At 65.6% G+C, this 26,708-nt stretch carries 22 protein-coding genes; 16 read left to right on the forward strand and 6 right to left on the reverse strand.

The features are described from left to right. The first annotated feature begins 51 nt into the window (after positions 1-51). From secA to ACTJI5_RS13860, 6 genes are all read left to right on the forward strand, one after another. The gene (gene secA, locus ACTJI5_RS13835) at positions 52-2,787 is read left to right on the forward strand and encodes a preprotein translocase subunit SecA (protein WP_058537348.1); all 2,736 of its coding nucleotides are present in this window, start codon (positions 52-54) and stop codon (positions 2,785-2,787) included. A 194-nt stretch (positions 2,788-2,981) separates the two neighbouring features. Further along, the gene (locus tag ACTJI5_RS13840) at positions 2,982-4,421 is read left to right on the forward strand and encodes a circularly permuted type 2 ATP-grasp protein (RefSeq protein ID WP_440860724.1); all 1,440 of its coding nucleotides are present in this window, start codon (positions 2,982-2,984) and stop codon (positions 4,419-4,421) included. Continuing rightward, a complete protein-coding gene (locus tag ACTJI5_RS13845; protein WP_056368883.1) occupies positions 4,421-5,362 on the forward strand; it encodes an alpha-E domain-containing protein in 942 nt (313 codons plus the stop codon). Before ACTJI5_RS13840 ends, ACTJI5_RS13845 begins: the two co-directional genes overlap by 1 nt. A gap of 2 nt (positions 5,363-5,364) precedes the next feature. Next, entirely contained in the window at positions 5,365-6,168 is an 804-nt protein-coding gene (locus ACTJI5_RS13850; RefSeq protein WP_440860765.1) for a transglutaminase family protein, read from the forward strand. Between the two features lie 46 nt (positions 6,169-6,214). Next, positions 6,215-6,946, forward strand: coding sequence for a peptidase (locus tag ACTJI5_RS13855; RefSeq protein WP_440860725.1), 732 nt, complete (start codon positions 6,215-6,217; stop codon positions 6,944-6,946). A gap of 48 nt (positions 6,947-6,994) precedes the next feature. After that, complete coding sequence (locus ACTJI5_RS13860) at positions 6,995-8,182, forward strand: serine hydrolase domain-containing protein (protein ID WP_440860726.1); 1,188 nt, start codon at positions 6,995-6,997, stop codon at positions 8,180-8,182. A gap of 89 nt (positions 8,183-8,271) precedes the next feature. Here ACTJI5_RS13860 and acs read toward each other — a convergent pair whose 3' ends face one another. Further along, positions 8,272-10,236 (reverse strand): acetate--CoA ligase, encoded by a 1,965-nt coding sequence (gene acs, locus ACTJI5_RS13865; RefSeq protein WP_440860727.1) that lies wholly within the window; start codon positions 10,234-10,236, stop codon positions 8,272-8,274. Between the two features lie 94 nt (positions 10,237-10,330). Between acs and amaB the strand changes: the two genes are divergently transcribed. Further along, positions 10,331-11,833, forward strand: a complete 1,503-nt coding sequence (amaB, locus tag ACTJI5_RS13870; RefSeq protein ID WP_440860728.1) for an L-piperidine-6-carboxylate dehydrogenase — start codon at positions 10,331-10,333, stop codon at positions 11,831-11,833. A 109-nt stretch (positions 11,834-11,942) separates the two neighbouring features. Here the strand turns inward: amaB and ACTJI5_RS13875 are convergent, their stop codons facing one another. The 3 genes from ACTJI5_RS13875 to fsa all read right to left on the reverse strand — a co-directional run bounded on the left by ACTJI5_RS13875 (position 11,943) and on the right by fsa (position 14,968). Next, positions 11,943-13,445, reverse strand: a complete 1,503-nt coding sequence (locus ACTJI5_RS13875; protein WP_440860729.1) for an acetyl-CoA acetyltransferase — start codon at positions 13,443-13,445, stop codon at positions 11,943-11,945. A gap of 1 nt (position 13,446) precedes the next feature. After that, the gene (locus tag ACTJI5_RS13880) at positions 13,447-14,241 is read right to left on the reverse strand and encodes an enoyl-CoA hydratase-related protein (RefSeq protein ID WP_440860730.1); all 795 of its coding nucleotides are present in this window, start codon (positions 14,239-14,241) and stop codon (positions 13,447-13,449) included. Between the two features lie 76 nt (positions 14,242-14,317). Further along, positions 14,318-14,968: a fructose-6-phosphate aldolase gene (fsa, locus tag ACTJI5_RS13885; RefSeq protein ID WP_037518386.1), complete on the reverse strand. Its 651-nt coding sequence runs from the start codon at positions 14,966-14,968 to the stop codon at positions 14,318-14,320. Positions 14,969-15,102: 134 nt separating this feature from the next. Between fsa and radA the strand changes: the two genes are divergently transcribed. The 4 genes from radA to ACTJI5_RS13905 are packed head-to-tail and all read left to right on the forward strand — an operon-like array spanning position 15,103 to position 19,343. Next, a complete protein-coding gene (radA, locus tag ACTJI5_RS13890) occupies positions 15,103-16,464 on the forward strand; it encodes a DNA repair protein RadA (RefSeq protein ID WP_440860731.1) in 1,362 nt (453 codons plus the stop codon). A gap of 10 nt (positions 16,465-16,474) precedes the next feature. Beyond that, entirely contained in the window at positions 16,475-17,014 is a 540-nt protein-coding gene (locus ACTJI5_RS13895; RefSeq protein WP_440860732.1) for a CvpA family protein, read from the forward strand. Then, positions 17,011-17,439 carry an iron-sulfur cluster assembly scaffold protein gene (locus ACTJI5_RS13900; RefSeq protein ID WP_439511045.1) on the forward strand — a complete coding sequence of 143 codons (429 nt, stop codon included), beginning with the start codon at positions 17,011-17,013 and terminating at the stop codon, positions 17,437-17,439. Before ACTJI5_RS13895 ends, ACTJI5_RS13900 begins: the two co-directional genes overlap by 4 nt. Beyond that, positions 17,436-19,343, forward strand: a complete 1,908-nt coding sequence (locus ACTJI5_RS13905; protein WP_439511046.1) for a cation:proton antiporter domain-containing protein — start codon at positions 17,436-17,438, stop codon at positions 19,341-19,343. The genes ACTJI5_RS13900 and ACTJI5_RS13905 overlap by 4 nt, the downstream gene beginning before the upstream one ends. On the opposite strand, the gene aroB is transcribed toward ACTJI5_RS13905, so the two are convergent. Together aroB and ACTJI5_RS13915 are read right to left on the reverse strand one after the other, a co-directional pair. Continuing rightward, positions 19,329-20,441, reverse strand: a complete 1,113-nt coding sequence (aroB, locus tag ACTJI5_RS13910; protein ID WP_440860733.1) for a 3-dehydroquinate synthase — start codon at positions 20,439-20,441, stop codon at positions 19,329-19,331. The two genes, ACTJI5_RS13905 and aroB, sit on opposite strands and share 15 nt — an antisense overlap. Next, positions 20,429-21,007: a shikimate kinase gene (locus ACTJI5_RS13915; protein ID WP_310255220.1), complete on the reverse strand. Its 579-nt coding sequence runs from the start codon at positions 21,005-21,007 to the stop codon at positions 20,429-20,431. The genes aroB and ACTJI5_RS13915 overlap by 13 nt, the downstream gene beginning before the upstream one ends. 128 nt (positions 21,008-21,135) lie before the next feature. Between ACTJI5_RS13915 and ACTJI5_RS13920 the strand changes: the two genes are divergently transcribed. The 5 genes from ACTJI5_RS13920 (at position 21,136) to ACTJI5_RS13940 (ending at position 26,643) form a co-directional block, all read left to right on the forward strand. Next, the gene (locus ACTJI5_RS13920; protein WP_269433259.1) at positions 21,136-21,261 is read left to right on the forward strand and encodes a hypothetical protein; all 126 of its coding nucleotides are present in this window, start codon (positions 21,136-21,138) and stop codon (positions 21,259-21,261) included. Next, positions 21,258-23,075, forward strand: a complete 1,818-nt coding sequence (locus ACTJI5_RS13925) for a hypothetical protein (RefSeq protein WP_058537337.1) — start codon at positions 21,258-21,260, stop codon at positions 23,073-23,075. Before ACTJI5_RS13920 ends, ACTJI5_RS13925 begins: the two co-directional genes overlap by 4 nt. A 26-nt stretch (positions 23,076-23,101) precedes the next feature. Beyond that, on the forward strand, positions 23,102-24,025 hold the full coding sequence (locus ACTJI5_RS13930; RefSeq protein ID WP_440860734.1) for a tyrosine recombinase: 924 nt from the start codon (positions 23,102-23,104) through the stop codon (positions 24,023-24,025). Positions 24,026-24,034: 9 nt separating this feature from the next. Further along, the gene (locus ACTJI5_RS13935; RefSeq protein WP_058537335.1) at positions 24,035-24,982 is read left to right on the forward strand and encodes an acetyl-CoA carboxylase carboxyltransferase subunit alpha; all 948 of its coding nucleotides are present in this window, start codon (positions 24,035-24,037) and stop codon (positions 24,980-24,982) included. A 149-nt stretch (positions 24,983-25,131) separates the two neighbouring features. Beyond that, a complete protein-coding gene (locus tag ACTJI5_RS13940; RefSeq protein WP_440860735.1) occupies positions 25,132-26,643 on the forward strand; it encodes a M48 family metalloprotease in 1,512 nt (503 codons plus the stop codon). Positions 26,644-26,708 lie beyond the last annotated feature (65 nt).

Here is a 26,708-nt window from a genome sequence, read left to right on the forward strand (position 1 = left end):
GTTCGCGCGGTCGAAGCGCCGCCAATTCATTCTAATCCCAAGGGAAATTCCATGTTTTCTGGCCTTGCCAAGAGCCTGTTCGGCTCGTCCAACGACCGTTATGTCGCCTCGATCCGCAAGATCGTCGACAAGATCAACGCGTTCGAACCCGCGATGCAGGCGCTCGATGACGCCGGGCTGCAGGCGCAGACGCAGGCGTTCCGCGATCGGCTCGCAGCCGGCGAGACGCTCGACGACATTCTGCCCGAAGCCTTTGCGACGGTGCGCGAGGCCGCGGTCCGCACGCTCGGCATGCGCCATTTCGACGTGCAGATGGTCGGCGGCGTCGTCCTCCACCGCGGCGAGATCGCCGAAATGGCGACGGGCGAAGGCAAGACGCTGATGGCGACTTTGCCCTGTTACCTCAACGCGCTCGAAGGCAAGGGCGTCCATGTCGTCACCGTCAACGACTATCTCGCGACGCGCGATGCCGAATGGATGGGCACCGTCTATGGCTTCCTGGGCCTGACGACCGGGATCATCGTCCCGAACCTCAACGAGACGCAGCGCCGCGACGCCTATAACAGCGACATCACCTATGCGACGAACAACGAGCTGGGGTTCGATTACCTCCGCGACAATATGAAGTTCGACCGCCAGCAGATGGTCCACCGCACCTTCAATTTCGGCATCGTCGACGAGGTCGATTCGATCCTGATCGACGAAGCGCGCACCCCGCTGATCATCTCGGGTCCGACCGACGACAAGTCCGAGCTTTATATCCGCGTCAACGAAGTCGTCCTCAACCTGACCGATGATGATTATGAGAAGGACGAAAAGTCCAAGTCGATCAACCTGACCGAGGACGGCACCGAGCATGTCGAGCGCCTGCTCGAAGCCGCCGGCCTGCTCCAGGGCAACAATCTCTACGACATCGAAAACACGCAGGTCGTGCATCACGTCAATCAGGCGTTGAAGGCGATCCAGATGTTCCGCATCGACACCGACTATATCGTCAAGGACGGCAAGGTCGTGATCATCGACGAATTCACCGGCCGCATGATGGACGGGCGGCGCTGGTCCGACGGCCTGCATCAGGCGGTCGAGGCGAAAGAAGGCGTGCAGATCGAGCCCGAGAACCAGACGCTCGCGTCGATCACCTTCCAGAATTATTTCCGCATGTACCCCAAGCTTTCGGGCATGACCGGCACCGCGGCGACCGAAGCCGCCGAATTCTTCGACATCTACAAGATGAATGTCGTCAACATCCCGACCAACCGTCCGATCGCGCGCGTCGACGACGAGGATGAATTCTACAAGAATATCACCGACAAGTTCGGCGCGATCGCCAAGACGATCCGCGAGGCGAACGAGCGCGGCCAGCCGGTGCTCGTCGGCACCGTGTCGATCGAAAAGTCCGAGCTGCTGTCGTCCTTCCTTGAAAAGGACGGCGTGCCGCATAGCGTGCTCAACGCGCGTTTCCACGAAAGCGAAGCGCATATCGTCGCGCAGGCGGGCCGCACCGGTGCGGTCACGATCGCGACGAACATGGCGGGCCGCGGCACCGACATCAAACTCGGCGGCAACGAAGAATTCCGCATCGGCGACGAATTGAAGGACCTGCCCGAAGGCGCCGAGCGCGACGCCGCGATCGCCCGCATCCACGAAGAGGTCGCCGCCGAGCGTGAGGCGGTGCTCGCCGCGGGCGGGCTGTTCGTGCTCGCGACCGAGCGTCACGAAAGCCGCCGCATCGACAACCAGCTGCGCGGCCGTTCGGGGCGTCAAGGCGACCCCGGCCTGTCGAAATTCTACCTCTGCCTCGACGATGACCTGCTGCGTATCTTCGGCCCCGACACCTTGTTCTCCAAGATGATGAACAAAAATCTGGAGGATGGCGAGGCGATCGGGTCGAAATGGCTGTCGAAGGCGATCGAGACCGCGCAGAAGAAGGTCGAGGCGCGCAACTACGACATCCGCAAGCAGGTCGTCGAATATGACAACGTCATGAACGACCAGCGCAAGGTCATCTATGAACAACGCGGCGAGATCATCGACAGCGAGACCGTCGACGAGGTGATGACCGCGATGCGCGCCGAAACGGTCAATTCGATCGTTGCCGACGCATGCCCCCCGGGCAGCTATCCCGAACAGTGGAACGTCGAACAGATGAAGGAGCGGGTAGAGAACATCCTCGACCTTTCGCCGCCGATCGATGCGTGGATGCAGGAAGACGCGGTCGACGCCGAAATGTTCGAAGAGCGCATCCAGGCGGCCGCCGACGCGGTCGCCGCCGAAAAGGCTGCGCTCGTCGATCAGGAAACGTGGAAGGGGATCGAGAAGTCGGTGCTGCTCCAGACACTCGACCATCATTGGAAAGAGCATCTTTCGACCCTCGACGCGCTGCGTCAGGTCGTGTTCCTGCGCGCCTATGCGCAGAAGCAGCCGATCAACGAATATAAGCAGGAAGCCTTCGCGCTGTTCGAGCGCATGCTGCAGAATATCCGCGAGGATGTGACGCGCACCGTCGCGCGGATCGACCTGCGCTTCGAAGAGCCCGAGCCGATGCCGCTGCCCGACCTGCCCGATTTCCTGACCACGCACATCGATCCGTTCACGGGCGAGGACAACAGCGCCGATCTCGACGGTGGTCAGCTGGGCGTGATCGCAAACACGCTGCCGCCGATGCAGATCCCGCGTCCGGACATGCCCGAGGGAGACAATCCCTATGCGACGCTCGACATCAGCCGCAACGCGCCGTGCCCGTGCGGTTCGGGCCGCAAGTATAAGCACTGCCACGGCGCGATTTGACGCGCTCGCCGCCCGCCTTCGGGCGCGCGGCAAGTGTTTGATGTTACGGTAACACCACGGCTTACGCGCCCGCTTGCCAAGGCCCGCGGGCGCGATTAGCATTGGCCTCACAAGCCTGGTGGCCACGTAGCCGTCAGGTAGCGCAGCAGCAGGAACATGAGTGCGCCGCTCGCTCTCGCGCGGCGGATGATGGCATGTTGCGTGGAAAGGGCAGGCGCATTTCATTTTTCGACGAAATGACGAGCCAGGAGGGCGGAACCCGGTCGCCCTATCGCGAATATTGCGGGTGGTTCGAGGCCGAGGATGCGACGCGCATCCAGCGCAAGGCGCAGCAGGCCGAGGCGCTGTTCCGCACCACCGGGATCACCTTCAACGTCTATGGCGCCGCCGACGGCGACGAGCGGCTGATCCCGTTCGATGTCGTGCCGCGGATCATTTCGGCCAGCGAATGGCGCCGCCTGTCGCGCGGCATCGAACAGCGCGTGCGCGCCTTGAACGCCTTCCTTTACGACATCTATCACCGGCAGGAGATTTTGCGCGCCGGGCGCGTCCCGGTCGAGCTGATCGCGGGCAACGAAGCCTTTCTGCCGATGATGATGGGGCTCGATCCGCCGGGCGGCATCTATACGCATATCAGCGGCACCGACATCGTGCGCACCGGCGCGAATGAATTTTACGTGCTCGAGGATAATGCGCGCACGCCCTCGGGCGTATCCTACATGCTCGAAAACCGCGAAACGATGCTCCAGATGTTTCCCGAGCTGTTCGCGAAAGTGCCGGTGCGTGAAGTCAGCGACTATCCGATCAACCTGCTGAAATCGCTCGCGGCGTGCGCGCCGCCCGCGTGCGGCGGCACGCCGACGGTCGCGGTGCTGACCCCCGGCATCCACAACAGCGCCTATTATGAGCACAGCTTCCTCGCCGATCATATGGGCGCGGAGCTGGTCGAGGGGCACGACCTGCGCGTCGTCGATGGCCGCGTCGCGATGCGCACCACCCAGGGGTATAAGGCGATCGACGTCGTCTATCGCCGCGTCGACGATGATTTCCTCGACCCGCTGAATTTCCGTCCCGATTCGATGCTGGGCGTGCCGGGGATATGGGACGTCTATCGCGCGGGCGGCATCACGATCGCCAACGCGCCGGGCACCGGCATCGCCGACGACAAGGCGCTGTACAGCTATATGCCCGACATCATCGAATTTTATACGGGCGAAAAGGCGCTGTTGCCCAATGTGCCCACGTGGCGCTGCTCGGACCCCGAGCACCTCCGCGAAGTGCTCGACCGCCTGCCCGAACTCGTCGTCAAGGAAGTCCATGGATCGGGCGGCTACGGGATGCTCGTCGGCCCCGCGGCGAGCAAGAAGGAGCTAGCGGCGTTCCGGGCCAAGCTTGAGGCGAACCCCGGCAACTATATCGCGCAGCCGACGCTGTCGCTCTCGACCGTGCCGATCTTCACGAAGAAGGGTCTTGCGCCGCGCCACGTCGATCTGCGCCCCTTTGTGCTGATGTCGCCGCAGGGGATCACGATCACGCCGGGCGGGCTGACGCGTGTCGCGATGACCAAGGGGTCGCTCGTGGTAAACAGCAGCCAGGGCGGCGGCACCAAAGACACCTGGGTATTGGAAGACTGATGCTGGGCAAGACCGCAGGCTCGCTCTTCTGGATGGCGCGCTACCTCGAGCGTAGCGAGAATAATGCGCGCCTGATCGACGCGGGCTTCCGCATCGCGCTGACGCGGTCGAGCACGGCGGCGGCCGAATGGAAGTCGGTGCTGGTGACCGCGGGCGTGAACCAGGCGTTCCAGGCGGCGCACGGCGATTACAGCTCGGCGCGCGTGATCGACTTCCTGCTCCGCGATCCCGCCAACCCTTCGAGCATCCTTTCGGTGATCAAACTGGCGCGCGACAACGCCCGCACCGCGCGCACCGCGCTGACCCGCGAGACGTGGGAGGCGGTCAACACGAGCTGGATGACGCTGGTCGCGCTCCTGAAGCGGCCGGTCCGCGAGGACGATCTGCCCGATGTGCTGACGACGATCCGCCAGCAGAGCGCGCATGTCCGTGGGGCATTGAACGGCACTATGCTGCGCAACGACGGCTACCATTTCGCGCTGCTCGGCACGTTCCTGGAGCGCGCCGACAACACCGCGCGCATCCTCGACGTCAAATATTATCTGCTGCTGCCCTCGGTCGCGCATATCGGCACGTCGATCGACAATGTGCAGTGGGAAACGATCCTGCGGTCGGTGTCGGCGCACCGCGCCTATCGCTGGCTTTACGGCGCCGAGATCAGCGCGCTCAAGATCGCGGAATTCCTGATCCTCTATCGCCAGATGCCGCGCAGCCTCGCTTTCTGCTGCGAGCGGATGGAAGCTCATCTGGCGCAGCTCCAGCGGCATTATGGCGACGAGACCGAGGCCTGGCGCCTGGCGCATGCCCTCAGCCACGAGAAACTCGCCGGGCCGATCCAGTCGATCTTCGACGGCGGCCTGCATCAATATGTGACCAGCTTCTTGCGCGACACCGCCGCCCTCGCCCGGCAGGTCGAGCGCGATTATAGATTCGTGGAATGACGATGAAACTGCGCGTCGAACATACCACCCGTTATCAATATGATGCGCCGGTAAGCTATGCGCTGCAGCAGCTGAAACTCACGCCAAAGGACCGGCCGGGCCAGCAGCGCGTTCTCGACTGGACGATCGAGGTCGAGGGCGGCGCGCAGCAGCTGCACTACACCGACCATCACGGTAACGGCGTCGACCTGATCGCGGTGCACGGCGGGGCGACCGAACTGGTCATTCGCTGTCTCGGTGCGATCGAGCTCGAAACATGGGACGGCGTGATCGGCGTGCATCGCGGCGCGATGCCGCTGTGGACCTTTCTGCGACCCACGCCGCTGACGCGTGCGGGGCGGCACGTCCGCGCGCTCACCGCACAGCTCGGCCGTGACCACAGCAATGATATCGAGCGCGCGCATGCGCTGTCGGCGCTGATCATCGACCGGCTGGCGTACCGGATCGGCTTTACCGATGCCGAAACGACCGCCGAACAGGCGCTCGGCAGCGAGGGCGGGGTGTGTCAGGATCATGCGCATATCTTCATCGCCGCGATGCGCCACCTCGGCCATCCGGCGCGTTACGTTTCGGGCTATCTGATGATGAACGACCGCACACATCAGGATGCGACGCACGCGTGGGCCGAGGCGCATTTCGACCATATCGGCTGGATCGGTTTCGACGTCAGCAACGGCCATTCGCCCGACCAGCGCTATATCCGCGTCGCGACCGGGCTCGATTATCGCGACGCGGCCCCGGTTCGCGGCATGCGCTATGGTGCGGCGCAGGAAAATCTGGTTGTTCAATTGCAGGTCCAGCAATAAGCGGGCTGGACGATCAGGACTTTCCGGGCGGGGAAAACGGGATTCGATGACTTATTGCGTTGGCATGCGTTTGAACAAGGGACTAGTGTTCATGTCGGACACCCGCACCAACGCGGGCGTCGACGACATTTCGCAGGTCCGCAAGATGCGCAGCTGGCACCTGCCGGGCGAGCGCGTCATCACGCTGATGTCGGCGGGCAATCTCGCGACAACGCAGGCCGTGGTGAGCCTGCTCGACGAGCGCACCAAGGCCCCCGAAGAACGCCATCCGTCGATCCTCGCCGCGCCGTCGATGTTCGCGGTCGCGACGATCGTCGGCGAGACATTGCGCAACATCGTGATGCGCCACAACGACGAGGGTCCGGCGGCGGAATCGCTCTTCCGCGCCTCGCTGATCGTCGGCGGACAGATCAAGGGGTCCGAACCGCGGCTGTTCCTCATCTATCCCGAAGGCAATTTCATCGAGGCGGGCGAGGATAATCCCTTCTTCCAGATCGGCGAGACCAAATATGGGCGGCCGATCATCGTGCGCTCGTACGACCCGACGATGTCGTTCGAGGATGCGGTGAAGCTGCTCTGCGTCTCGTTCGATTCGACGATCCGCGCCAATGCCGGCGTCGACCTGCCGATCGACCTCCGTGTCCACGAGCGCGACGATTATGCGACGGTGCGTGAGCGGCGGTTCGAGCGCAACGACCCCTATTTCGAAAGCGTCGCCGACGGGTGGGCCGAGGCACTGGGCATCGCGCTGGCAGAGCTTCCCGACTTTCATTTCTGACCGCCTTCGGCCACCGTCCCTTTTCGTGGTTGAACAGGAGGGATCGTGATGTCGCGCTGGATTGCTGCCGCACTTGTTCTGATGGCCAGTCCGGCTGCGGGCAAGGAGACGGGCTTCGACAAGGCACTTGGCGATTTTCGTGAGCTGCACCGCGCCGAAATGCGCCGGGCGAATATTGCGGGAAGCAGCTTCTACCTCGTGCGCGACGGGCGGACCATTGCCGCCGATCATCTGGGCGAGCAGGACGCCGACGCGCATGTCCCCGTCGACGCTGAGACGATCTATCATTGGGCGTCGATCACCAAGACGATGACCGGAATCGCCATCATGCAATTGCGCGATCGCGGACTGCTGTCGCTCGACGATCCAATCGTGCGGTATGTGCCCGAACTCGCCGCCGTGCATAATCCCTATGGCGACACGGGCGCGATCACGCTGCGCCAGTTGATGAGCCACAGCGCTGGCTTTCGCAGCGGGACCTGGCCGTGGCGCGACCATGACTGGCAGCCGTTCGAGCCCAAGGGCTGGGCGCAACTCGCGGCGATGCTGCCTTATACGCAGGTCGAATTCAAACCGGGCAGCCGCTTCAGCTATTCGAACCCCGGCATCGTCTATCTGGGGCAGGTCATTGAGCGTTTGTCGGGCGAGGATTATGAAGTCTATGTCGACAAAAATATCCTGAAGCCGCTGGGCATGCACGCCAGCTATTTCGACCGCACCCCGCCGTACCTGCTGTCGCATCGGTCGCACAGCTATTATATCAAGGGCGGCAGGCGGGTCGCTGCGCCGTTCGATGTCGATACCGGGGTGACGGTATCGAACGGCGGGCTCAACGCGCCGATGTCTGATATGGCGAAATATGCGGCGTTCCTGCTCGGCGATCCGGCGCGCCAATCCGAGTTCGACCTGGTGCTCAAACGGTCTTCGATCGAGGAAATGTGGACGCCGCAAATCGCGGCGGGTGAGGATTTCACGCAGGGCCGCATGGCCAAGACGACGCAGGCCGGCCTGTCCTTCTTCATCGACCGCAACGCGGCGGTGCGTTTCGTCGGACATAATGGCGACCAGAACGGCTTTCGCGCCTATCTCAGCCTCTGCCCCGACCAGCGCCTCGGCAGCCTGCTGGCGTTCAACACCGAAACGCGCGGTGTCGAGAACAGCGCCGCCAATCGCAAAACGGCGGAATCGCGCATCGCGCTTGCGACCGACAGCCTGTGCGAGGCGCTGGCGAAATAGTCACTTTCTCGTCACCCCGGACTTGATCCGGGGTCCACGGACGCGCGGTCGCAATGGATCCCGGATCAAGTCCGGGATGACGATTGGGGTTATTTGTTCTTCCGTCCTTCGATCAGCCCGTCGACGAGGCTCGGATCGGCGAGCGTCGACGTATCCCCCAGTGAACCGAAATCATTCTCGGCGATCTTGCGCAGGATGCGGCGCATGATCTTGCCCGAGCGCGTCTTGGGAAGCCCCGGGGTCAAATGGATATGGTCGGGGGTCGCGATCGGGCCGATTTCCTTGCGGACCTGCTGCTTGAGCGCCGCGGCGACCTCTTCGGTCGGCTCGACCCCGGCGTTGAGCGTCACATAGGCGTAAATGCCCTGACCCTTGATGTCGTGCGGGAAGCCGACAACCGCGGCCTCGGCAACGAGGTCGTGGAGGACGAGCGCGCTTTCGACCTCGGCGGTGCCCATGCGGTGGCCCGAGACGTTGATCACATCGTCGACGCGGCCGGTAATCCGCCAATAGCCGTCGGCATCGCGGCGGCAGCCGTCGCCGGTGAAATATTTGCCTTTGTAGGTCGAGAAATAGGTTTCGGCGAAGCGCTGATGGTCGCCGTAGATCGTCCGCGCCTGCCCGGGCCAGCTGTGCGTGATGCAGAGGTTGCCCTCCGATGCGCCGCCGGTCTGCTCGTCGACGAGCACGCCGCCCTCGGCATCGACGAGCTGCGGGCGGATGCCGAAGAAGGGCTTGCCCGCGCTGCCGGGCTGCATCGGATGCGCGCCGGGCAGGGTGGTGATCATGATGCCGCCGGTTTCGGTCTGCCACCATGTGTCGACGACGGGGACGCGGCCCTTGCCGACGATCTGGTGATACCAGCGCCACGCCTCGGGATTGATCGGCTCGCCGACGCTGCCGAGCAGCCGGAGGGAGCTCAAATCGTGGCGCGTCACATAGTCATCACCCTCGCGCATCAGCGCGCGGATCGCGGTCGGCGCGGTGTAGAGGATGTTGACCTTGTGCTTGTCGACGACCTGCCAGAAGCGGTCGTGGCCGGGGTAATTTGGCACGCCCTCGAACATCAGCGTCGTCGCGCCATTCTGAAGCGGGCCGTAGACGACGTAGCTGTGGCCGGTGACCCAGCCGATGTCGGCGCTGCACCAGAAGATTTCGCCGGGACGATAGTCGAAGCCATAATAGAAAGTGCTCGCGGTCCACACGCTGTAGCCGCCGACGGTGTGGAGCACGCCCTTCGGCTTCCCCGTCGAGCCCGAGGTGTAGAGGATGAATAGCGGATCCTCGGCACCCATCGGCTCGCACGGGCATTCGGCGTCGACGTCGGCCGACAGCGCGTCGTACCAATGGTCGCGGCCCTCTTTCATCGCGACGTGGCCGCCGGTGTGTGCGATGACCAGCACAGCCTTCACATCGACGCGCTCAAGTGCCTTGTCGACATTGGCTTTCAGGGGAACGACCTTGCCGCCGCGCAACCCTTCGTCGGCGCAGATCACCCAGTCGCTCGCGCAATCCTCGATGCGGCCGTGGATCGCCTCGGGCGAAAAGCCGCCGAAAACGACGCTGTGCACAGCGCCGATCCGCGCGCAGGCGAGCATCGCCACCGCACCCTCGGGTATCATCGGCATATAGATGGTGACGCGGTCGCCCTTTTGGACGCCCATCTTCTTCAGCGTGCTCGCGAAGCGGATGACGTCGGCGAGCAGCGTGGCATAGCTGATATGGCGCGTTTCGCCATCGGGGGCGTCGGGTTCGAAGATGATGGCGGTGCGGTCGCCGTGGCCCGCCGCGACATGACGGTCGACGGCGTTGTGGCATAGGTTGAGGACGCCATCCTCATACCATTTGATCTCGACGGGATCGTAGGACCAGTTGCCGATCGTGGTCGGCGGCGTGATCCAGTCGATCCGCTTCGCCTGTTCGGCCCAGAAAGCATCGGGGTCGTCGATGCTCTGCGCGTAGAGCCGGTCGTAATCGGCGGCGCTGCAGTGCGTGTTCGCCGCGGCATCGGCCGGAACGGGAACAAAGGGCTCGGACGGCGACAATTCGGACAAGGACGACTCTCCCATTCGGGTTTGCATTGTTCGCCCGCTGCGATAACCCGCGAGCCACAAACTGCAAGGGCGTGTCGGCCCAATGAAGGGACAGATGATGGTTCAATTGGGCCAGGATATTGATGGGCTCCTCGGCAGGCTAGGGGTCGACCGCGCATTGTGGACCGAAGGCTCGATGCCGTCGGTCACGCCGCTGACGGGCGAAGAGCTGGGAATGGTGCGGGTCGCCGATGCAGCGGCAATTGATGAGACACTCGACAAAGCGAGGGCAGCCTTTCGCGCATGGCGCAATGTTCCCGCCCCGCGCCGCGGCGAACTCGTTCGATTGTGGGGCGAGGAATTGCGCGCGGCAAAAGACGATCTGGCCAGACTGGTGACGATCGAGGCGGGCAAGATCCCGTCCGAGGGCGCGGGCGAGGTACAGGAAATGATCGACATCTGCGACTTCGCGGTCGGGCTGTCGCGCCAGCTTTACGGGTTGACCATTGCAACAGAACGGCCGGGGCACCGGATGATGGAGGTCTGGCATCCGCTGGGTGTCGTCGGGGTGATCTCGGCGTTCAATTTCCCGGTCGCGGTGTGGGCATGGAACGCCGCGATCGCGCTGGTGTGCGGCAACAGCGTCGCGTGGAAGCCCTCCGAAAAGACGCCGCTGACCGCGCTGGCGACGCAGGCGATTTTCGAGCGCGCGCTGGCGCGCTTCGGCGATGCGCCCGAGGGACTGGCGCAGCTCTTGATCGGCGGGCGCGAGGTGGGTGAGGCGCTGGTCGACGACACGCGCGTGGCGCTGGTATCGGCGACGGGTTCGACGCGGATGGGCCGCGCGGTCGCACCGCGGCTGGCGCAGCGCTTTGCGCGCGCGATCCTCGAACTTGGCGGCAACAATGGCGTGATCGTCACGCCGTCGGCCGACCTCGACCTCGCGCTGCGCGGGGTGGCGTTCGGGGCGATGGGGACCGCGGGACAGCGCTGCACGACGACGCGGCGATTGTTCCTGCACGACAGCATTTACGATGGCTTCGTCACCAAGCTGAAGGCCGCCTACAACAGTGTCGGCGTGGGCAATCCGTTGACAAGCGAGGTGCTCGTCGGGCCGCTGATCGACCGCGCGGCCTATGAGATGATGCAGGACGCGCTGGACGCGGCGCGCGCCGCGGGCGGGGTCGTCCATGGCGGCGAGCGGGTCGGCGAAGGTGCGAGCTTTTACGTGAAGCCCGCGCTCGTCGAGATGCCGGGGCAGGTCGGACCCGTGCTCGAAGAGACCTTCGCGCCGATCCTTTATGTCATGCGCTATTATGATCTGGACGGGGTGATCGAGCTGCACAACGATGTCGCGGCGGGGCTGTCGTCGGCGATCTTCACGACCGACATGCGCGAGGCCGAGCGGTTTCTGGTCGCGAGCGACTGCGGTATCACCAACGTCAATCTCGGCACCTCGGGTGCCGAGATCGGCGGCGCGTTCGGCGGCGAGAAGGAAACCGGCGGCGGGCGTGAAAGCGGCTCCGACAGCTGGAAGGCCTATATGCGGCGGGCGACGAATACGCTGAATTATTCGGACACGCTGCCACTGGCGCAGGGGGTTTCATTCGAAATCTAGTTCCCCTCCCGCTTGCGGGAGGGGCTAGGGGAGGGCATGTCGCGCTCCTGCATTTCGGTCCCGGAACAGGCCCTCCCCCGACCCCTCCCATAAATGGGAGGGCAGAGGCTTACGCCCGCCAGCCGAAACCTTCATCGAGCGCGACGACCTGACCCGCCGCCCCGACCGGCTCCTGTTTACCGTCGGTGAGGAACGCCAGCATCGTCGTATCGCTTACATCGACATGCGCCAGCGTGCGCTTTCCGTCGGGCGTCCGCGCCACCACAACACCCGCTTTCGGCGCGCCATCGCGGCCGTAAAACACCGTATAGCTCTCGATCGTCGCCGGCCCGGCATAATCTTCCACCAGCTCGGGCACCGGCCCGCGCTTCGCCTCGGCCTCGACCTGATAGTCGAAATCCTGCGGAAAGCTCGCCGCCGCAATCGGCTTATTGCCCAGCACGATGCAATGATTGTCGGTTGCGAAGCCGCCATTGGCGAAGAGGAAGCCATAGCGGCCTTCCTCGCGCAGTTTCTCGACCATCGAAACGATCGCATGGCTCATATAATTGGCGATCGGCCCGCCGCCGAAGGTGAGGCCGCCGAACACCGTCGCGGGTCGGTCCCACGGCCAGCCGAGGATACGCCGCGCCATCTTGGGGACGCACGGGAAGCAGCTGTAAAGCTCGACGAAATCGAAGTCCGCGGCGGTCATCGCGTTCAGTTCGAGCGTGCGGCTGATCGAGGTCTCCATACTGACGCTGCCGTCATAGCGGTCGCGGTGGAGGATGCTTGCCGGCTCCTTCGCCGCCGCGCCCATGCCGATATGGATCAGGCGGTCCTCGGGGATGCCGCGGCGCCATGCTTCAGCAAGACTCGCGACGATGAAGCCCGCGCCCTGGTTGACCGACGAATTGGCGACCATCAGCTTCGAATAGGGAAAGGCGATCGGGCGGTTGCGCTCGTTGACCTCCAGAATATCCTCGGGCGAAGCCGGCTTGCGGATCCACGCGCCGTCGTTTCCGGCCGCGACCTCGGAAAAGCGCGACCAGATTTCGGCGCTTTCGAATTGGGCTTCGGCGAGGCTTTGGCCCCACGCCGCGCGTGTCGCATTCTCGTAGAGGGGATAGACGTCTACCGGCGCCGCCAGCCCGTGAAGCTGGGCGTAGTTCGGCTCGCGGCGTGTCGCGACCTTGCGGATCGCATTATAGCTTTTGTCCTCGCCGCTCGCGGCCTTGGCGGCGCGGCCGGCGGCGGTGCGGAGCGCTTCGGCGCCGACGATCGCCGCGAGTTTCACTTCGCCTGCGCCGATGCGGTTCGCGGCCTCGTTGAGCAGGCGAACGGGCGTGTCGCCGTGCGGAGCCGCCGACTGATAGTTGATCGCGGGCGTTGCGCCGATCGCGGCGGCGAGCGGTTCGGGAAGCTTGCCGAGGCTGTGGAAGCTGATCTGGTCGACGATCGCAAGGCTGTCCAAGTCGGTCAGCAAGCCGCCGCCGGCATCGGCATTGGCAATCTTCAGCGCTGCGATCATCAACCCGAGCGAGTCGAGGCCCAAGTCGGGGTCCTCGGGCCGATCGTTGACCTGTCCGACCCCGATGATGACGGGAATGCGCTCGGGGTCGGTCATCGCCATGTCAGCGCGCCTTCCACTCGGGCTTGCGCTTCTGCGCAAAGGCCAGCGGCCCCTCGCGCGCGTCTTCGCTGCGCATCAGCACGCCGCGTTCGCGCGTGTTATGCTCCCAGAACGGCGCGTCGGCGGCGATGCGGCCTTCTTCGATGCCGAGTGCGACGCGCTTCGACGCCTGCACCGAGAGCGGCGCATTGCCCGCGATCTTCTCGGCGAGCGCGATCGCGGTCGGGAGCAGATCGGTGAGCGGAACGACATGATTGACCAGCCCGAACTCGGCGGCGCGTGCAGCGGGGATCGGATCGCCGGTCAGCATATATTCCATCGCGAGCTTGCGCGGCAGCTGCTGCGCAAGCCGGAAGGCCCCACCGGCGGCGGCGAACAGCCCGACCTTGACCTCGGGCAGGCCGAATTGCGCATGGTCGGCGGCGATAATGATGTCGCTCATCAGCGCGATCTCGCAGCCGCCGCCGAACGCGAAGCCATTGACCGCGGCGATGATCGGTTTCGAGATCGGGTGCGACACCATGCCGGCAAAGCCCCACGCCTGCTGCGCCGGATCGTCGGGATAGAGGCTTTCGCCGCGCGAGAGTGCGACCAGGTCGGCGCCCGCGCAGAAGCTCTTGTCGCCCGCGCCGGTGATGACGACGGCGCGGATTTCGGGATCGGCTTCGGCGGTTTCAAGCGCGGTGCCGATGCCGATATGGACCGCGGCGTTGACCGCGTTGCGCGCCTCGGGCCGGTTGATCGTGACGATCAATATGTGGCCGCGGCGTTCGGTGAGGATGGTGGTGTCGGTCATCGCGAATCTCTCCCTTTCGGGGGAGTATCGCGATGACTTAACGTTTACGTCAACTGCTAAGAGAGTGAGGCGTGTCTCAGATCGACTGCCCGGTCTTCGCCCAGTCGGCGAGGAAGCCTTCGATGCCCTTTTCGGTCAGGATATGCTTGAACAGCCCCTTGATCACCGAGGGCGGCGCGGTCATCACGTCGGCGCCGATCTTGGCGGCTTCGAGCACATGGATGCCGTGGCGCACGCTCGCGACGAGGATCTCGGTTTCATAGCCGTAATTGTCGTAGATCAGCCGGATGTCGGAGATGAGCTGCATCCCGTCGAAGCCATTGTCGTCGTGACGGCCGACAAAGGGCGAGACGAAGGTCGCGCCGGCCTTGGCGGCGAGCAGCGCCTGCGCCGCCGAGAAGCAGAGCGTGACATTGACCATCGTGCCATCGCCGGTCAGCGCCTTGCACGTCTTGAGGCCGTCGATCGTCAGCGGCACCTTGATGCAGACGTTCGGCGCGATCTTGCGAAGAATCTCGGCCTCTTTCATCATCGTTGCATGGTCGAGCGCGACGACTTCGGCCGACACGGGGCCGGTGGTCAGCGCGCAGATTTCCTTCGTGACTTCCTTGAAGTCGCGGCCCGACTTGGCGATCAGCGAGGGGTTGGTGGTGACGCCGTCGAGCAGGCCGGTTGCGGCGAGCTCCTGGATATCGGCGATTTCGGCGGTGTCGGCGAAGAATTTCATGGCGCGGGGCTTTCCTGTGGGAAGGTGATTCGGGTGTTGCTGCTCCCCTAGAGCAACGCGCGCACAAAATGAACCGTCGCTACGAGTTTGGGAAAGGGCTAGCGTTCCATCTTTGTTCCGATTATGCGAGCCGCATGGCCAAAGCGAAACGTCAATATGTCTGCCAGAATTGCGGCTCCGCAACCTATCGCTGGCAGGGACAATGCGCCGATTGCGGCGAGTGGAACACGCTGATCGAGGAGGCTGGCGAAACGGTGTTTTCGGCCAAGCACGACCTCAGCCGCGGCGGGCGGACGCTCGCGCTCGAAACGCTCGATGCCGAGAGCAAGATACCCGAGCGCATGCTGTGCGGGATTGCCGAATTCGACCGCGCGCTCGGCGGCGGTTTCGTCGCGGGGTCGGCGACGCTGATCGGCGGCGATCCGGGGATCGGCAAGTCGACGCTGCTGCTGCAGGCGGCGGGGCGGCTCGCGAAGGCGGGCAAGTCGGTCGTCTATATCAGCGGCGAGGAAGCCGCGGCGCAGGTGCGGCTGCGCGCGCAGCGGCTCGGACTCGGCGATGCGCCGGTGGCGCTCGCCAGCGCGACATCGGTGCGCGACATCCTTGCGACGCTCGACAAGCAGACCGCCGATTTCGTCGTGATCGATTCGATCCAGACGATGCATAGCGACCTGATCGACAGCGCGCCGGGGACGGTGAGCCAGGTGCGCGCGAGCGCGCAGGAACTGATCCGCTACGCCAAGGACAGCGATGCCGCGATCGTGCTCGTCGGCCATGTCACCAAGGACGGGACGATCGCGGGGCCGCGCGTGCTCGAGCATATGGTCGACACGGTGCTGGCGTTCGAGGGCGAGCGCAGCCATCAATATCGCATCCTGCGCGCGGTGAAAAACCGCTTCGGCGGGACCGACGAGATCGGGGTGTTCGCGATGGGCGAGGAAGGGCTGGGCGAAGTCAGCAACCCGTCGAGCCTGTTCCTGACCGACCGCAGCCGCGATGTGCCGGGATCGGTGGTGTTTCCGGCGCTCGAGGGCACGCGCCCGGTGCTCGTCGAGGTGCAGGCGCTGACCGTGCGGCTGGCGAGCGGGGCGACGCCGCGCCGCGCCGTCGTCGGCTGGGACAGCGGCCGGCTCGCCATGGTGCTCGCGGTGCTGGAGGCGCGCTGCGGGCTCCAGATGGGCGCCGCCGAAGTCTATCTCAACATCGCGGGCGGCTATCGGCTCACCGATCCCGCCGCCGATCTGGCGGTCGCGGCGGCGCTGATCTCGGCGTTCAGCGAGCGGCCGGTGCCCGCCGACGCAATCGTATTCGGCGAGCTGTCGCTGTCGGGCGAGGTACGGCAGGTTTCGCACGACGGGCTGCGGCTGCGTGAAGCGGCAAAGCTCGGTTTTTCGCGCGGCTGGGGTCCCAAGGGCATGAAGGAGGTCGGCGGGATTTCGGTCACGGGTTTCGAACGCCTCGGCGAACTCGTTGACCTGATGCTCGGGCGCGACTAGCGACCGGCCTATGGGAAGTCTGACGGCTCTGGATATCGTCGTGCTGGTGCTGGTTGGCGGCGGCGCGGTGCTCGGTTTTTCGCGCGGCCTTGTGCAGGAGGTGACGACGCTGCTCGCGTGGATCCTCGCGATCGCGGCGGTGCGTTTCTTTCACCCGCTTGTGACCGACCTGCTCGCGGGCTGGGTCGGGACCGAGGGCGGCGCGGCGGCGCTCGCCTTCGTGCTTCTCTTCGGCGGGGTGTTCGCGCTCGCCAAATGGGGATCGCGCGCGATGGGGCAGCGCAGCCGCGCGTCGCTGGTCGGCGGGTTCGACCGTGGATTGGGCGCGGGTTTCGGTGCGGTGAAGGGCCTGTTGATCGCCTCGATCGGCTTCATGCTCCTCACTTTGCTCTATGATATCGGTTATGGCGTCATGCAGCGCCCCGCGTGGATGACCGACAGCCGCTCCTATCCGGCGCTCAATGCAACGAGCACTGCAATGAGCAAGGTGATCGCCGAGCGCCGCGCCGAGGCGCGCGAAGCCGAAGCAGCCGGGGCCGACAAGCCATGAGCGCGCCGCTCTATAATCGCGACATATTGGCGCTCGCGGTTGCGACCGCGGAATATCTGCCGATCGCCGATGCGCGCCACCGCGTGAGCAAGCGCGCTCCGCTGTGCGGCAGCGCGATCATCCTCGATCTCGATACCGACGAAGCGGGTCGGGTGACACGCGTCGGCATGCATGTCGAAGCGTGCGCGCTGGGTCAGGCATCGGCGGCATTGCTCGCGCGCCACGCACCGGGGCTCGGCCTCGTCGAACTGCGCGCCGCGCGCGACGGGATCGCCAGCTGGTTCGCGGGCGCGGACGCCCAGCCCGACTGGCCGGGGTTCGACCTGCTCGCGGCGGCGCAGGGCTATCCGGCGCGCCACGGCGCGATCTTGCTGCCGTTCGACGCTGCGATTGCGGCGCTTGAGGAGCGGGCGGCGGCGGCATGACGTTGCTCGCGCTCACCGCGGCCGCCTCGGAAGCGGCCGGAAAGGTGGCCGAAACCGCGACCGATACTGCACTGGTCGAAGGCGCGATCCTCCTCGGCGTCGCGACCTTGTTCGTGCTGATCTTTCGCCGGCTCGGGCTCGGCGCGGTGCTCGGCTATCTGATCGCGGGGGCGATCGTCGGGCCGCACGGGCTCGGGCTCGTCGGCGGCGGCGAATCGAAGCTCGCCTTTGCCGAGCTTGGCATCGCCTTCCTGCTCTTCCTCGTCGGGCTCGAACTGTCGCCGCGCCGGCTCTGGGACATGCGCCGCGCGATCTTCGGGCTTGGCCTGGCACAGGTCGTCGTGACGGGGCTCGTGCTCACCGGGCTCATCCATCTGACCTTGGGGTTCAGCCCCGCGGCCTCGCTCGCGCTCGGCCTGCCGCTCGCGCTGTCATCGACCGCGCAGGTGCTTCCGGGACTCAAAAGCTCGGGGCGGATCAACTCGCCCTTTGGCGAGAAAGCCTTCTCGATCCTGCTGTTCCAGGATCTGGCGCTCGTGCCGATGATCACGATCGTCGCGGTGCTGTCGCGCGCGCCCGCCGATCCGTCGGCGCCGCCGGGGTGGCAGATGGCGTTTTTCACCTTGTGGGCGATCGTCGTGCTCGTTCTCGCCGGCCGCTTCGTCGTCAATCCGCTGCTCCGCATCATCGGGAGGTATGGCGAGCGCGAGCTGTTCGTCGTCGTCGGGCTGCTCACCATCCTTGCGAGCGCCGCGCTGATGCACAGCCTGCACCTGTCGACTGCGCTCGGTGCGTTCATAGCCGGGGTGATGCTCGCCGACTCGCCCTATCGGCACGAGATCGAATCGGATGTCGAACCGTTCCGCCTGATCCTGCTTGGCCTCTTCTTCCTTGCGGTCGGCATGGTGCTCGACGTCGGGGCGGTGATCGAGCGGCCGTTGCTTGTCCTCTCGCTCGCGCTCGGCCTCGTGGCGGTGAAGGTCATCGTCCTCACGCTAATCGTGAAGTTGTTCGGCAAGCCGTGGCCGGTGGCGCTGGGGCTCGGCCTGCTCCTCAGCCAGGGCGGCGAGTTCGGCTTCCTGCTGTTCGCGCAGGCGGCCGACGCGCTGCTGATCGATCCCGCAGCGGCGAGCCTGTTCAGCGCGGTGGTGACGCTGTCGATGGTGACGACGCCGTTCCTGATGCTGTTCGCGCGCAACCTCGAATTTTCGCCTGCCGCTGAGCCCGCCGACCTCGATGATCCGGCGGGCGCGCCGCGCGGGTCGGCGATCGTCGTCGGCTATGGACGGTTCGGGCAGATCGTGTCGCAGATGCTGCACGGCGTCGCCTGTTCGGTGACGCTGATCGACAAGAAACCGAGCCAGATCGAGCTGTCGAGCCGCTTCGATACCAAGGTCTATTTCGGCGACGGGCTGCGCGTCGACCTGCTCCGCCGTGCGGGCGCCGACGAGGCGCGGCTGATCATCTTCTGCATCGACGATGCCTCGGTCGATGCCGCGGCGTTGAAGCCGATCGTCGACGCCTTTCCGAATGCGAAGGTGCTGATGCGCGTCTTTGACCGCCGCCAGTTGCTCGCGATCGACGGGGCGGGGGTCGACGGGGTTATTCGCGAGGTCTTTGAAAGCTCGGTCGCGATGGGCCTCACCGCGCTGCGCTATCTCGACGTCGATCCGCGCGAGATGGAAGATGTCGAGGCGACCTTGCGCCATCTCGACGAGACGCGGCTGCAGGCGCAGATCGACGAGGGCGACATTTCGGCGGGCATGGACCATCGCTTCAAGCCAGGCGGCGGACGCGAGGCCGAAAGCGTGCTGGAGAAATTCCGTTTGCGGCGTCTGGCGGCGAAGGCCCAGAAAGACGATCCGAAAGACGAAGAAAACGAGCAGGCGTCAGCGATCAGCTGACGCCCGGCCGTCGAGGAACGCCGCGACGGCGTCGAGCCCATAGTCTTCGGTGACGAAACTCTGTCCGATACCGCGGGTCAGGATCAGCGGCAGCTTGCCGCCGCGCACCTTCTTGTCGTGCGCCATATGCCCCGCGAGGGTCGCGCCATCGGTGTTGACGCCCGCGCTGGCGAGGCTGTGCGGCAGGTCGACGCTCGCCAGATGCGCGCGCACCCGCTCGGCGTCGGCCGCGGAGCAGAGGCCATTCGCGGCCGAAAACTGGTGTGCGAGGACCATGCCCGCCGCGACCGCTTCGCCGTGGAGCAGCCGGTCCGAATAGCCCGTTTCGGCTTCGAGCGCGTGGCCGAAGCTGTGGCCGAGGTTGAGCAGTGCGCGAATGTCCTGCGTCTCGCGCTCATCGGCGGCGACGATGCGCGCCTTGGCCGTGACACTATGCGCAATCGCTTTGTGGCGGGCCGCGCTGTCGCCCGCGAGCAGCGCCGCGCCATGCTCTTCGCACCAGGCGAAGAAATCGGCGTCGTCGATCAGGCCATATTTGACGACTTCGGCATAGCCGGCGCCGAGTTCGCGGCGCGGCAGCGTTTCGAGCGTCGTCGGGTCGATCACGACGAGCGCGGGCTGATGGAAAGCGCCGATGAGGTTCTTGCCCGCGGGGACGTTGATCGCGGTCTTGCCGCCGACGCTGCTGTCGACTTGCGCGAGCAGCGTGGTCGGGACCTGGATGAAGTTGCAGCCGCGTTTGACGATGCTGCACGCGAAACCGACGAGGTCGCCGATCACGCCGCCGCCAAGCGCAATGACATGGTCGCCGCGCTCGACGCCTTCGCCGATCAGCCATTCGGTCAGCCGCGCGAGCCCCGCCCAGCTCTTCGTGCCTTCACCCGGATCGAGCACGAAGGAGGAAAAGGAGATGTCGGCCATCGCGAGCGAGGTGCCGAGCGGAATCAGATATTGTTCGGCGACGTGGGTGTCGGTGACGATCATCGTGCGCGGGCGTTTCAGCAGCGGCGCTACATGATCGCCGATGCCCTGGATCAGCCCGTCGCCGATCAATATCGGATAGCTGCGGCTGCCCAATTCGACGGTCAGGCTTTCCATTTCGGATCTTCCCACTTTGACAGAGCCTCGAGGATCGCGCGCACCGTATGGTCGTGCGGCGTGCTTGCCGAACTGACGCGAATATGCGCCTCGGCATAGATGGGGTTGCGGACCGCCGCCAGTTCGCGGAGCACCTCGCCGGGGTCGCGATTCTTGAGCAGCGGGCGATGGCTGCGGCGGCCGACGCGTTCGACGAGCGTTGCGATATCGGCGTCGAGCCAGATGCAAAGGCTGCCCTGCAGGATCAGCGCGCGCGTCTCTTCATTGACGAAGGCGCCGCCGCCGGTCGCGAGCACCATCGGCTTTTCGCCGAGCAGCCGCGAAATCACGCGGCGTTCGCCGTCGCGAAAATGCGCCTCGCCGAAACGCGCGAAAATGTCGGAGATCGTCATGCCTGCCGCACGTTCGATTTCGTCGTCGGCGTCGGCGAAGCGCATGCCGAGGCGTTGCGCGAGGCGGCGGCCGATCGTCGATTTGCCCGACCCCATCAGCCCGACGAGCACGATCGACCGGTCGCGGATCGACGCGGGGATGGCAGCAGCCGGGCTTTTCGGGTTTCGCGACATGGTGCGCGCGGCTATACCGAAGGGGCCGCGCGGAACAATGGTTTTGCTGCGGTTCAAATGAGACGAACGGCAGGCATTGGATATTGCGCGCGCGGGGCAGATCGGGAAAGAGCCGCTGGATTGCACGATTGATCGTGCTGGCGCTGGTGCTGGTGGCGTTCTTCCTGTTCCTGCTGTTCCTGGGCCGGCCGATCGAGCCGCGAATGATTGAGGTGGACGTGACAGACAAGATTGCCGAAAGCGCTCCACGATGAAGATGAAAACGCTTTCGCTGACGCTGGGCCTGTCGGGCACCGCGCTCGCCGCGGCGCTGGTCCTGCCCGCACTCGCGCAGGAATCGCTGCTGCCCGAAGGCTTTGGCAACCCCGCCGAGACGCCCGCGCCGCGACCGACCCCCACGCCGTCGCCGACTGCGACGCCAACCCCGGGTTCGGCGCCCGCTAATGGCAGCGCCCCGCCGCCTGTCGTGCCGACGTCCGGGACCGCTAGCGCGAGCGCGCCGGCCGAAACCGGCGAAGAGGGCGAGGAGGACGAAGAGGTCGAATCGGGCGGTCTGAAATACGACCTGCCGCCGGGCGCGCGCCGCCTGCTGACGCGGATCGGGCCGCTGACGCCCGAAACGGGCGGGCTTGCACCCGATGCGTTCGGCGTGCGCGGCCAATATGCCGCCGCGATCATGGGCAAGACGAACGGCCAGTTCGCATCGCGCTGGGGGCAGATCCTGCTCCGCCGATCGCTCGCGTCGGCGATCGACACCCCCGACACGATCAACGGCGCCGACCTTGCCGCCGCTCGCACGGCGCTGCTGCTGCGCATGGGCGAATCGATCATAGCGCGCCGGATCGTCCAGTCGGTCGACTATGACCGGGCGAGCCCGCGCCTCGTCGCCGCGGCGCAGCAAACCTATCTTGCCAACGCCGACCCGGCGGGCATGTGTCCCTATGTTCCGGCCGGTCTTGCCCATGGCGATGAGCAGGCGTGGCGCCTGGCGTCGGCGATCTGTTCGGGGCTGTCGGGCGAAGCCGGGCCGGCGGGCTGGGCGATCGGCCGCGTGCGGTCGAGCGGTAAAATCTCGAACTTCGACATCCTGCTCACCGAACGCGTGCTCGGCGCGACGGGCGCCGGGCGCCGCTCGACGACGATCGAGTGGGACAATATCGACCGGCTGACCAGCTGGCGCTTCGGCATGGCGACCGCGACCGCTATCCCGGTGCCCGAGGCGCTGCGCACCGCGGCGCCGTCCAATATCAAAAGCTGGACGGTGCTCGCGCCGATGACCGACATGGCCAGCCGCATCGCCGCCGCGCCCGAAGCCGCCGCGCGCGGCGTGCTGTCGAGCGAAGCCTATGTCTCGCTCTTGAGCGCCGCGGCGAGCGAAGAAGAGCCCGCCGAGGCGCTCGTGACCCAGACCGATCGGCTGCGCGGCGCGTTTCGCCTCGCTGCCGGTGCCGACCGTTATGCCGCGATGCAGCAGCTGTGGGGCACGGGCGGCACGCCGACGCAAAGCTATGCCGCGATGGTCGCAACCGCGCGCGCCGCCGCGGCCTTGCCGGTCAATACCGACGTGGGCGGCGATCCCTGGCAGCTGCTGGGATCGATGCTCGCGGGCGGATATGACGAAAATGCGATCGCGTGGGTTCCGACCGTTTCGGTGGGCAGCCGCGCATGGGCGGTGCTCGCGGTGGGATCGCCGCGGCCGCTGACCGGCATGAGCGCGGGCGCCGTCGGCCAGTTTGCGGGCGACGATGACAGCGCCGACGCCTTGCGATCGAAATTCCTGCTCGCGGGGCTCGCGGGCCTCGGGCGGCTCGACGCGAGCGCAGCAGCTTCGGCGGCGAGCGATCTCGAGGTCGATCTGGGCAAACAGACGCGATGGTCGCGCGCGATCATGGCGGCGGCCGAACGGCGCGAGCCGGGCATGGTGGCGCTTCTCGCGGCGGCGGGGATGCAGGGCGAGTGGTCGGAGGTCCCGCCCTATCATCTTTATTATATCGTTCGGGCGCTGCGCGACGTGGGGCTCGCGGCCGAAGCGCGGATGATCGCGGCCGAAGCGCTGGTGCGTGTCTGAGGTTATCTCGCTGCCGGACATCGGCGATGTCTGACGCGGCGCTGATCGACCGCTTCCTTGAAATGATGGCGGCCGAGCGCGGTGCCTCGCGTAACACGCTGGCCGCCTATCGGCGCGATCTGGAGCAGGCGGCCGAGTGGGTGCAGGGCCGGCTGGCCCATGCCGATGCGGCGGCGCTGCGCAAATTGATGGCGGATTATCAATCGCTTGCGGCAAGCAGCGCGGCGCGCAAGCTGTCGGCGCTGCGCCAGTTCTTCGCTTTTCTGCTCGATGAGGGCGAGCGGGCGGACAATCCGGCGCTCGATATCGCGCGCCCCGCGACGCGCCGCCCGCTCCCGCGTATCCTGACTCACGCGCATGTCGATCGATTGTTCGAGCAGGCCGAGGAGGAAGCGGCGGGAGAGGCGCCGCCCGCCGCGGCGGTGCGGATGCTGTTGCTGCTCGAACTTCTTTATGGGTCGGGCCTGCGCGCCAGCGAACTGGTGTCGCTGCCCCGGCGCGCGATCGCCGGCGGGCGCGAATATCTGATCATCCGCGGCAAGGGCGACAAGGAGCGGCTCGTTCCGCTGTCCGAACGCGCGCGGACCGTGCTCGATCGCTGGCTGCCGCTCCTCGCCGATGGATCGCCCTGGCTGTTCCCGTCGGGCAAGGCGCATATCTCGCGCGTGCGGCTGTTCCAGATGCTGCGCGACCTTGCCGCGCGGGCGGGGGTCGACCCAACCGCGATCAGCCCGCACGTGCTGCGCCACGCATTCGCCACGCATCTGCTCGAGGGCGGGGCCGATCTGCGCGCGCTGCAATTGATGCTCGGCCACGCCGATATCGCGACGACCGAAATCTACACGCATGTCGACAGCCGCCGCCTCGTCGAACTGGTCAACAAACGGCATCCGCTGGCGCGGATGGCCAGCCTCGACCCGGACGTTGACGTTGAGCCGCCTTCGTCCTAGCGCTCGCCTATGACAGCCTTTCTGGATTTCGAAAAACAGGTCGCCGCGCTCGATCGGCAGATTGCCGAGCTACGCGAGATGGGGGACGACCCCACGCTCAACATCGACAATGATATCGCGCAGCTTGAGGGCAAATCCTCGAAATTGCTCCGCGAAATCTATTCGAAACTGACGCCCTGGCAAAAGACGCAGGTCGCGCGCCACCCCGACCGCCCGCATTTCAAACATTATGTCGCCGGCCTGTTCGACGACTGGATGCCGCTGGCCGGCGACCGCAATTTCGGCGACGATCAGGCGATTTTGGGCGGAATGGCGCGGTTTCGCGGCCGCCGCGTGATGGTCATCGGTCACGAAAAGGGCGACGATATCCCGTCGCGCATGAAGCATAATTTCGGGATGGCGAAGCCCGAGGGCTATCGCAAGGCGATCCGCCTGATGCAGCTCGCCGACCGTTTCGGGCTGCCGGTGGTGACTTTGGTCGACACGTCGGGCGCCTTTCCCGGAATCCAGGCCGAAGAGCGCGGCCAGGCCGAAGCGATCGCGCGCTCGACCGAACAATGCCTCGCCTTGGGCGTGCCGATGGTCGCCGCGGTGGTCGGCGAGGGCGGTTCGGGCGGCGCGATCGCGCTCGCCGCCGCGAACCGCGTGCTGATGTTCGAACATGCCGTCTATTCGGTGATTTCACCCGAAGGCTGCGCGTCGATCCTGTGGCGCACGTCGGACAAGGCGGCCGACGCCGCCGCGGCGATGAAGATGTCGGCGCAGGACCTGCTGGGGCTGAAAATCATCGACCGCATCGTCACCGAACCCGTTGGCGGCGCGCATCGCGCGCCCGAAGTCGCAATTGCCGCGCTCGGCGATGCGATCGAGCAGGAACTGGGCGCGCTGGCAGGATTGCCGCGCGAAACCTTGCTCGCGGCGCGCGAGGAAAAATTCCTCGCCATGGGCCGCGCTTGAGCGGCCCATAAATTCAGGCGCGCCGCGCCTGAACCGGAACCCGATCGCCGGGCTTCGCGTTTCTTTCGCCAAGGGCACCGCGGATGCGGCTTGCCTTGTGGTGAATCGGGGATATTCCTGAAAGAAGAAACGGATAGGGAGGCGCTTCGATGGTGCGGAAGACGAAAAACGGGCTAGCGATCAAGCTGGCGGCATCGGCAGCGCTCGGCAGCCTGGCCTTGACCGGCGCGGCCGACGCACAGCTGAAGGCGATCAAGACCGCGACGAGCATTTCGCCCGCCGAACGCAAGCAAGGCACCGACGCGCATCCGCAGCTGATGGCCGAATTCGGCGGCGCCTATAACGGCCCGCAGGCCGCCTATGTAAACCGCGTCGGACAGAATATCGCCGTTCAGTCGGGCCTGTCGCGTAGCCCAAGCGATTTTACCGTCACCCTCCTCAATTCGCCGGTGAACAACGCCTTCGCGATCCCGGGGGGCTATGTCTATGTCACGCGCCAGCTGATGGCGCTGATGAACGACGAAGCCGAACTCGCCGGCGTGCTTGGACACGAGGTCGGGCATGTCGCGGCGCAGCACAGCAAGAAGCGCCAGTCGGCGGCGACGCGCAACCAGATCCTCGGCGTGCTCGGCGCGGTGCTGGGCGGGGCGATCGGCGACAATGGCGGGCTGCTCGGCGGGCTGGGCGGGCTCCTTCAGAATAATTCGATGCGCGTGGCACAGCTTGCGACGCTGGGCTTTTCGCGGAGCCAGGAGCTGCAGGCCGACCAGCTCGGCGTCCAATATCTGCGCAGCGCGGGCTATGACACGATGGCGCTGTCGACGATGCTGATGAGCCTTGCGAACCAGACGACGCTCGACGCCCGTCTGTCGGGCGGCGACGCGCGCTCGCTGCCCGAATGGGCGAGCACCCACCCCGACCCCGCGTCGCGCGTGCGCAACGCGCAGACGCTGGCGAGCCGGGCGGGCGGTGGTGGCGGCACCCGCAATGCCGATGCCTTTCTCGCTTCGATCGACAATGTGCTTTATGGCGACGATCCGGCGCAGGGCGTGGTTGAGGGGCGCGATTTCCTGCACCCCGACCTCAAGCTGCGTTTCACGGTGCCGAACGGCTATGGCATGCAGAACGGTGCCGATGCGGTGTTGGTCAGCGGCAATGGCGGGCAGGCGCAATTTACGACCGGCCCGTACAGCGGCGACATGAATGCCTATATCACCGCGGCATTCAGGGCGGTGGCGGGTAACGCGTCGATCAGCCCCAGCGCGATCCAGCGCACGACGGTGAACGGCATCCCGGCATCCTATTCGACCGCGCGGGTGAATACCCAGTCGGGGCAAGTCGATGTCACCGTCTTCGCTTATGAATTTTCGCGCAGCAGCGCGTTTCATTTCGTCGCGCTGACGCAGGCGGGTGGCGGGAGCGCGTTCAATTCGATGTTCAGCAGCGTCCGGCGGCTCAGCACGGCGGAAGCGGCGGCGATCAGGCCGCGGCGGATCGACGTGGTGACCGTCGGGCGCGGCGATACGGTTGCCAGCCTGGCGCGGCGAATGGCCTATAGCAATTATCAGACCGAACGGTTCCAGGTGCTCAACCGCCTGACAGCATCGAGCCGCCTGACCCCGGGACAGCGCGTGAAGATCGTCGTGTACGCCAGCAGATAATTGCTTTCAGCGCGCGCAAGAAAAAGGGCGGTGGATTGCTCCACCGCCCTTTCCGGATTTCCACC

The organism is Sphingopyxis sp. 22461 (assembly GCF_052044915.1).
Lineage (GTDB): Bacteria > Pseudomonadota > Alphaproteobacteria > Sphingomonadales > Sphingomonadaceae > Sphingopyxis.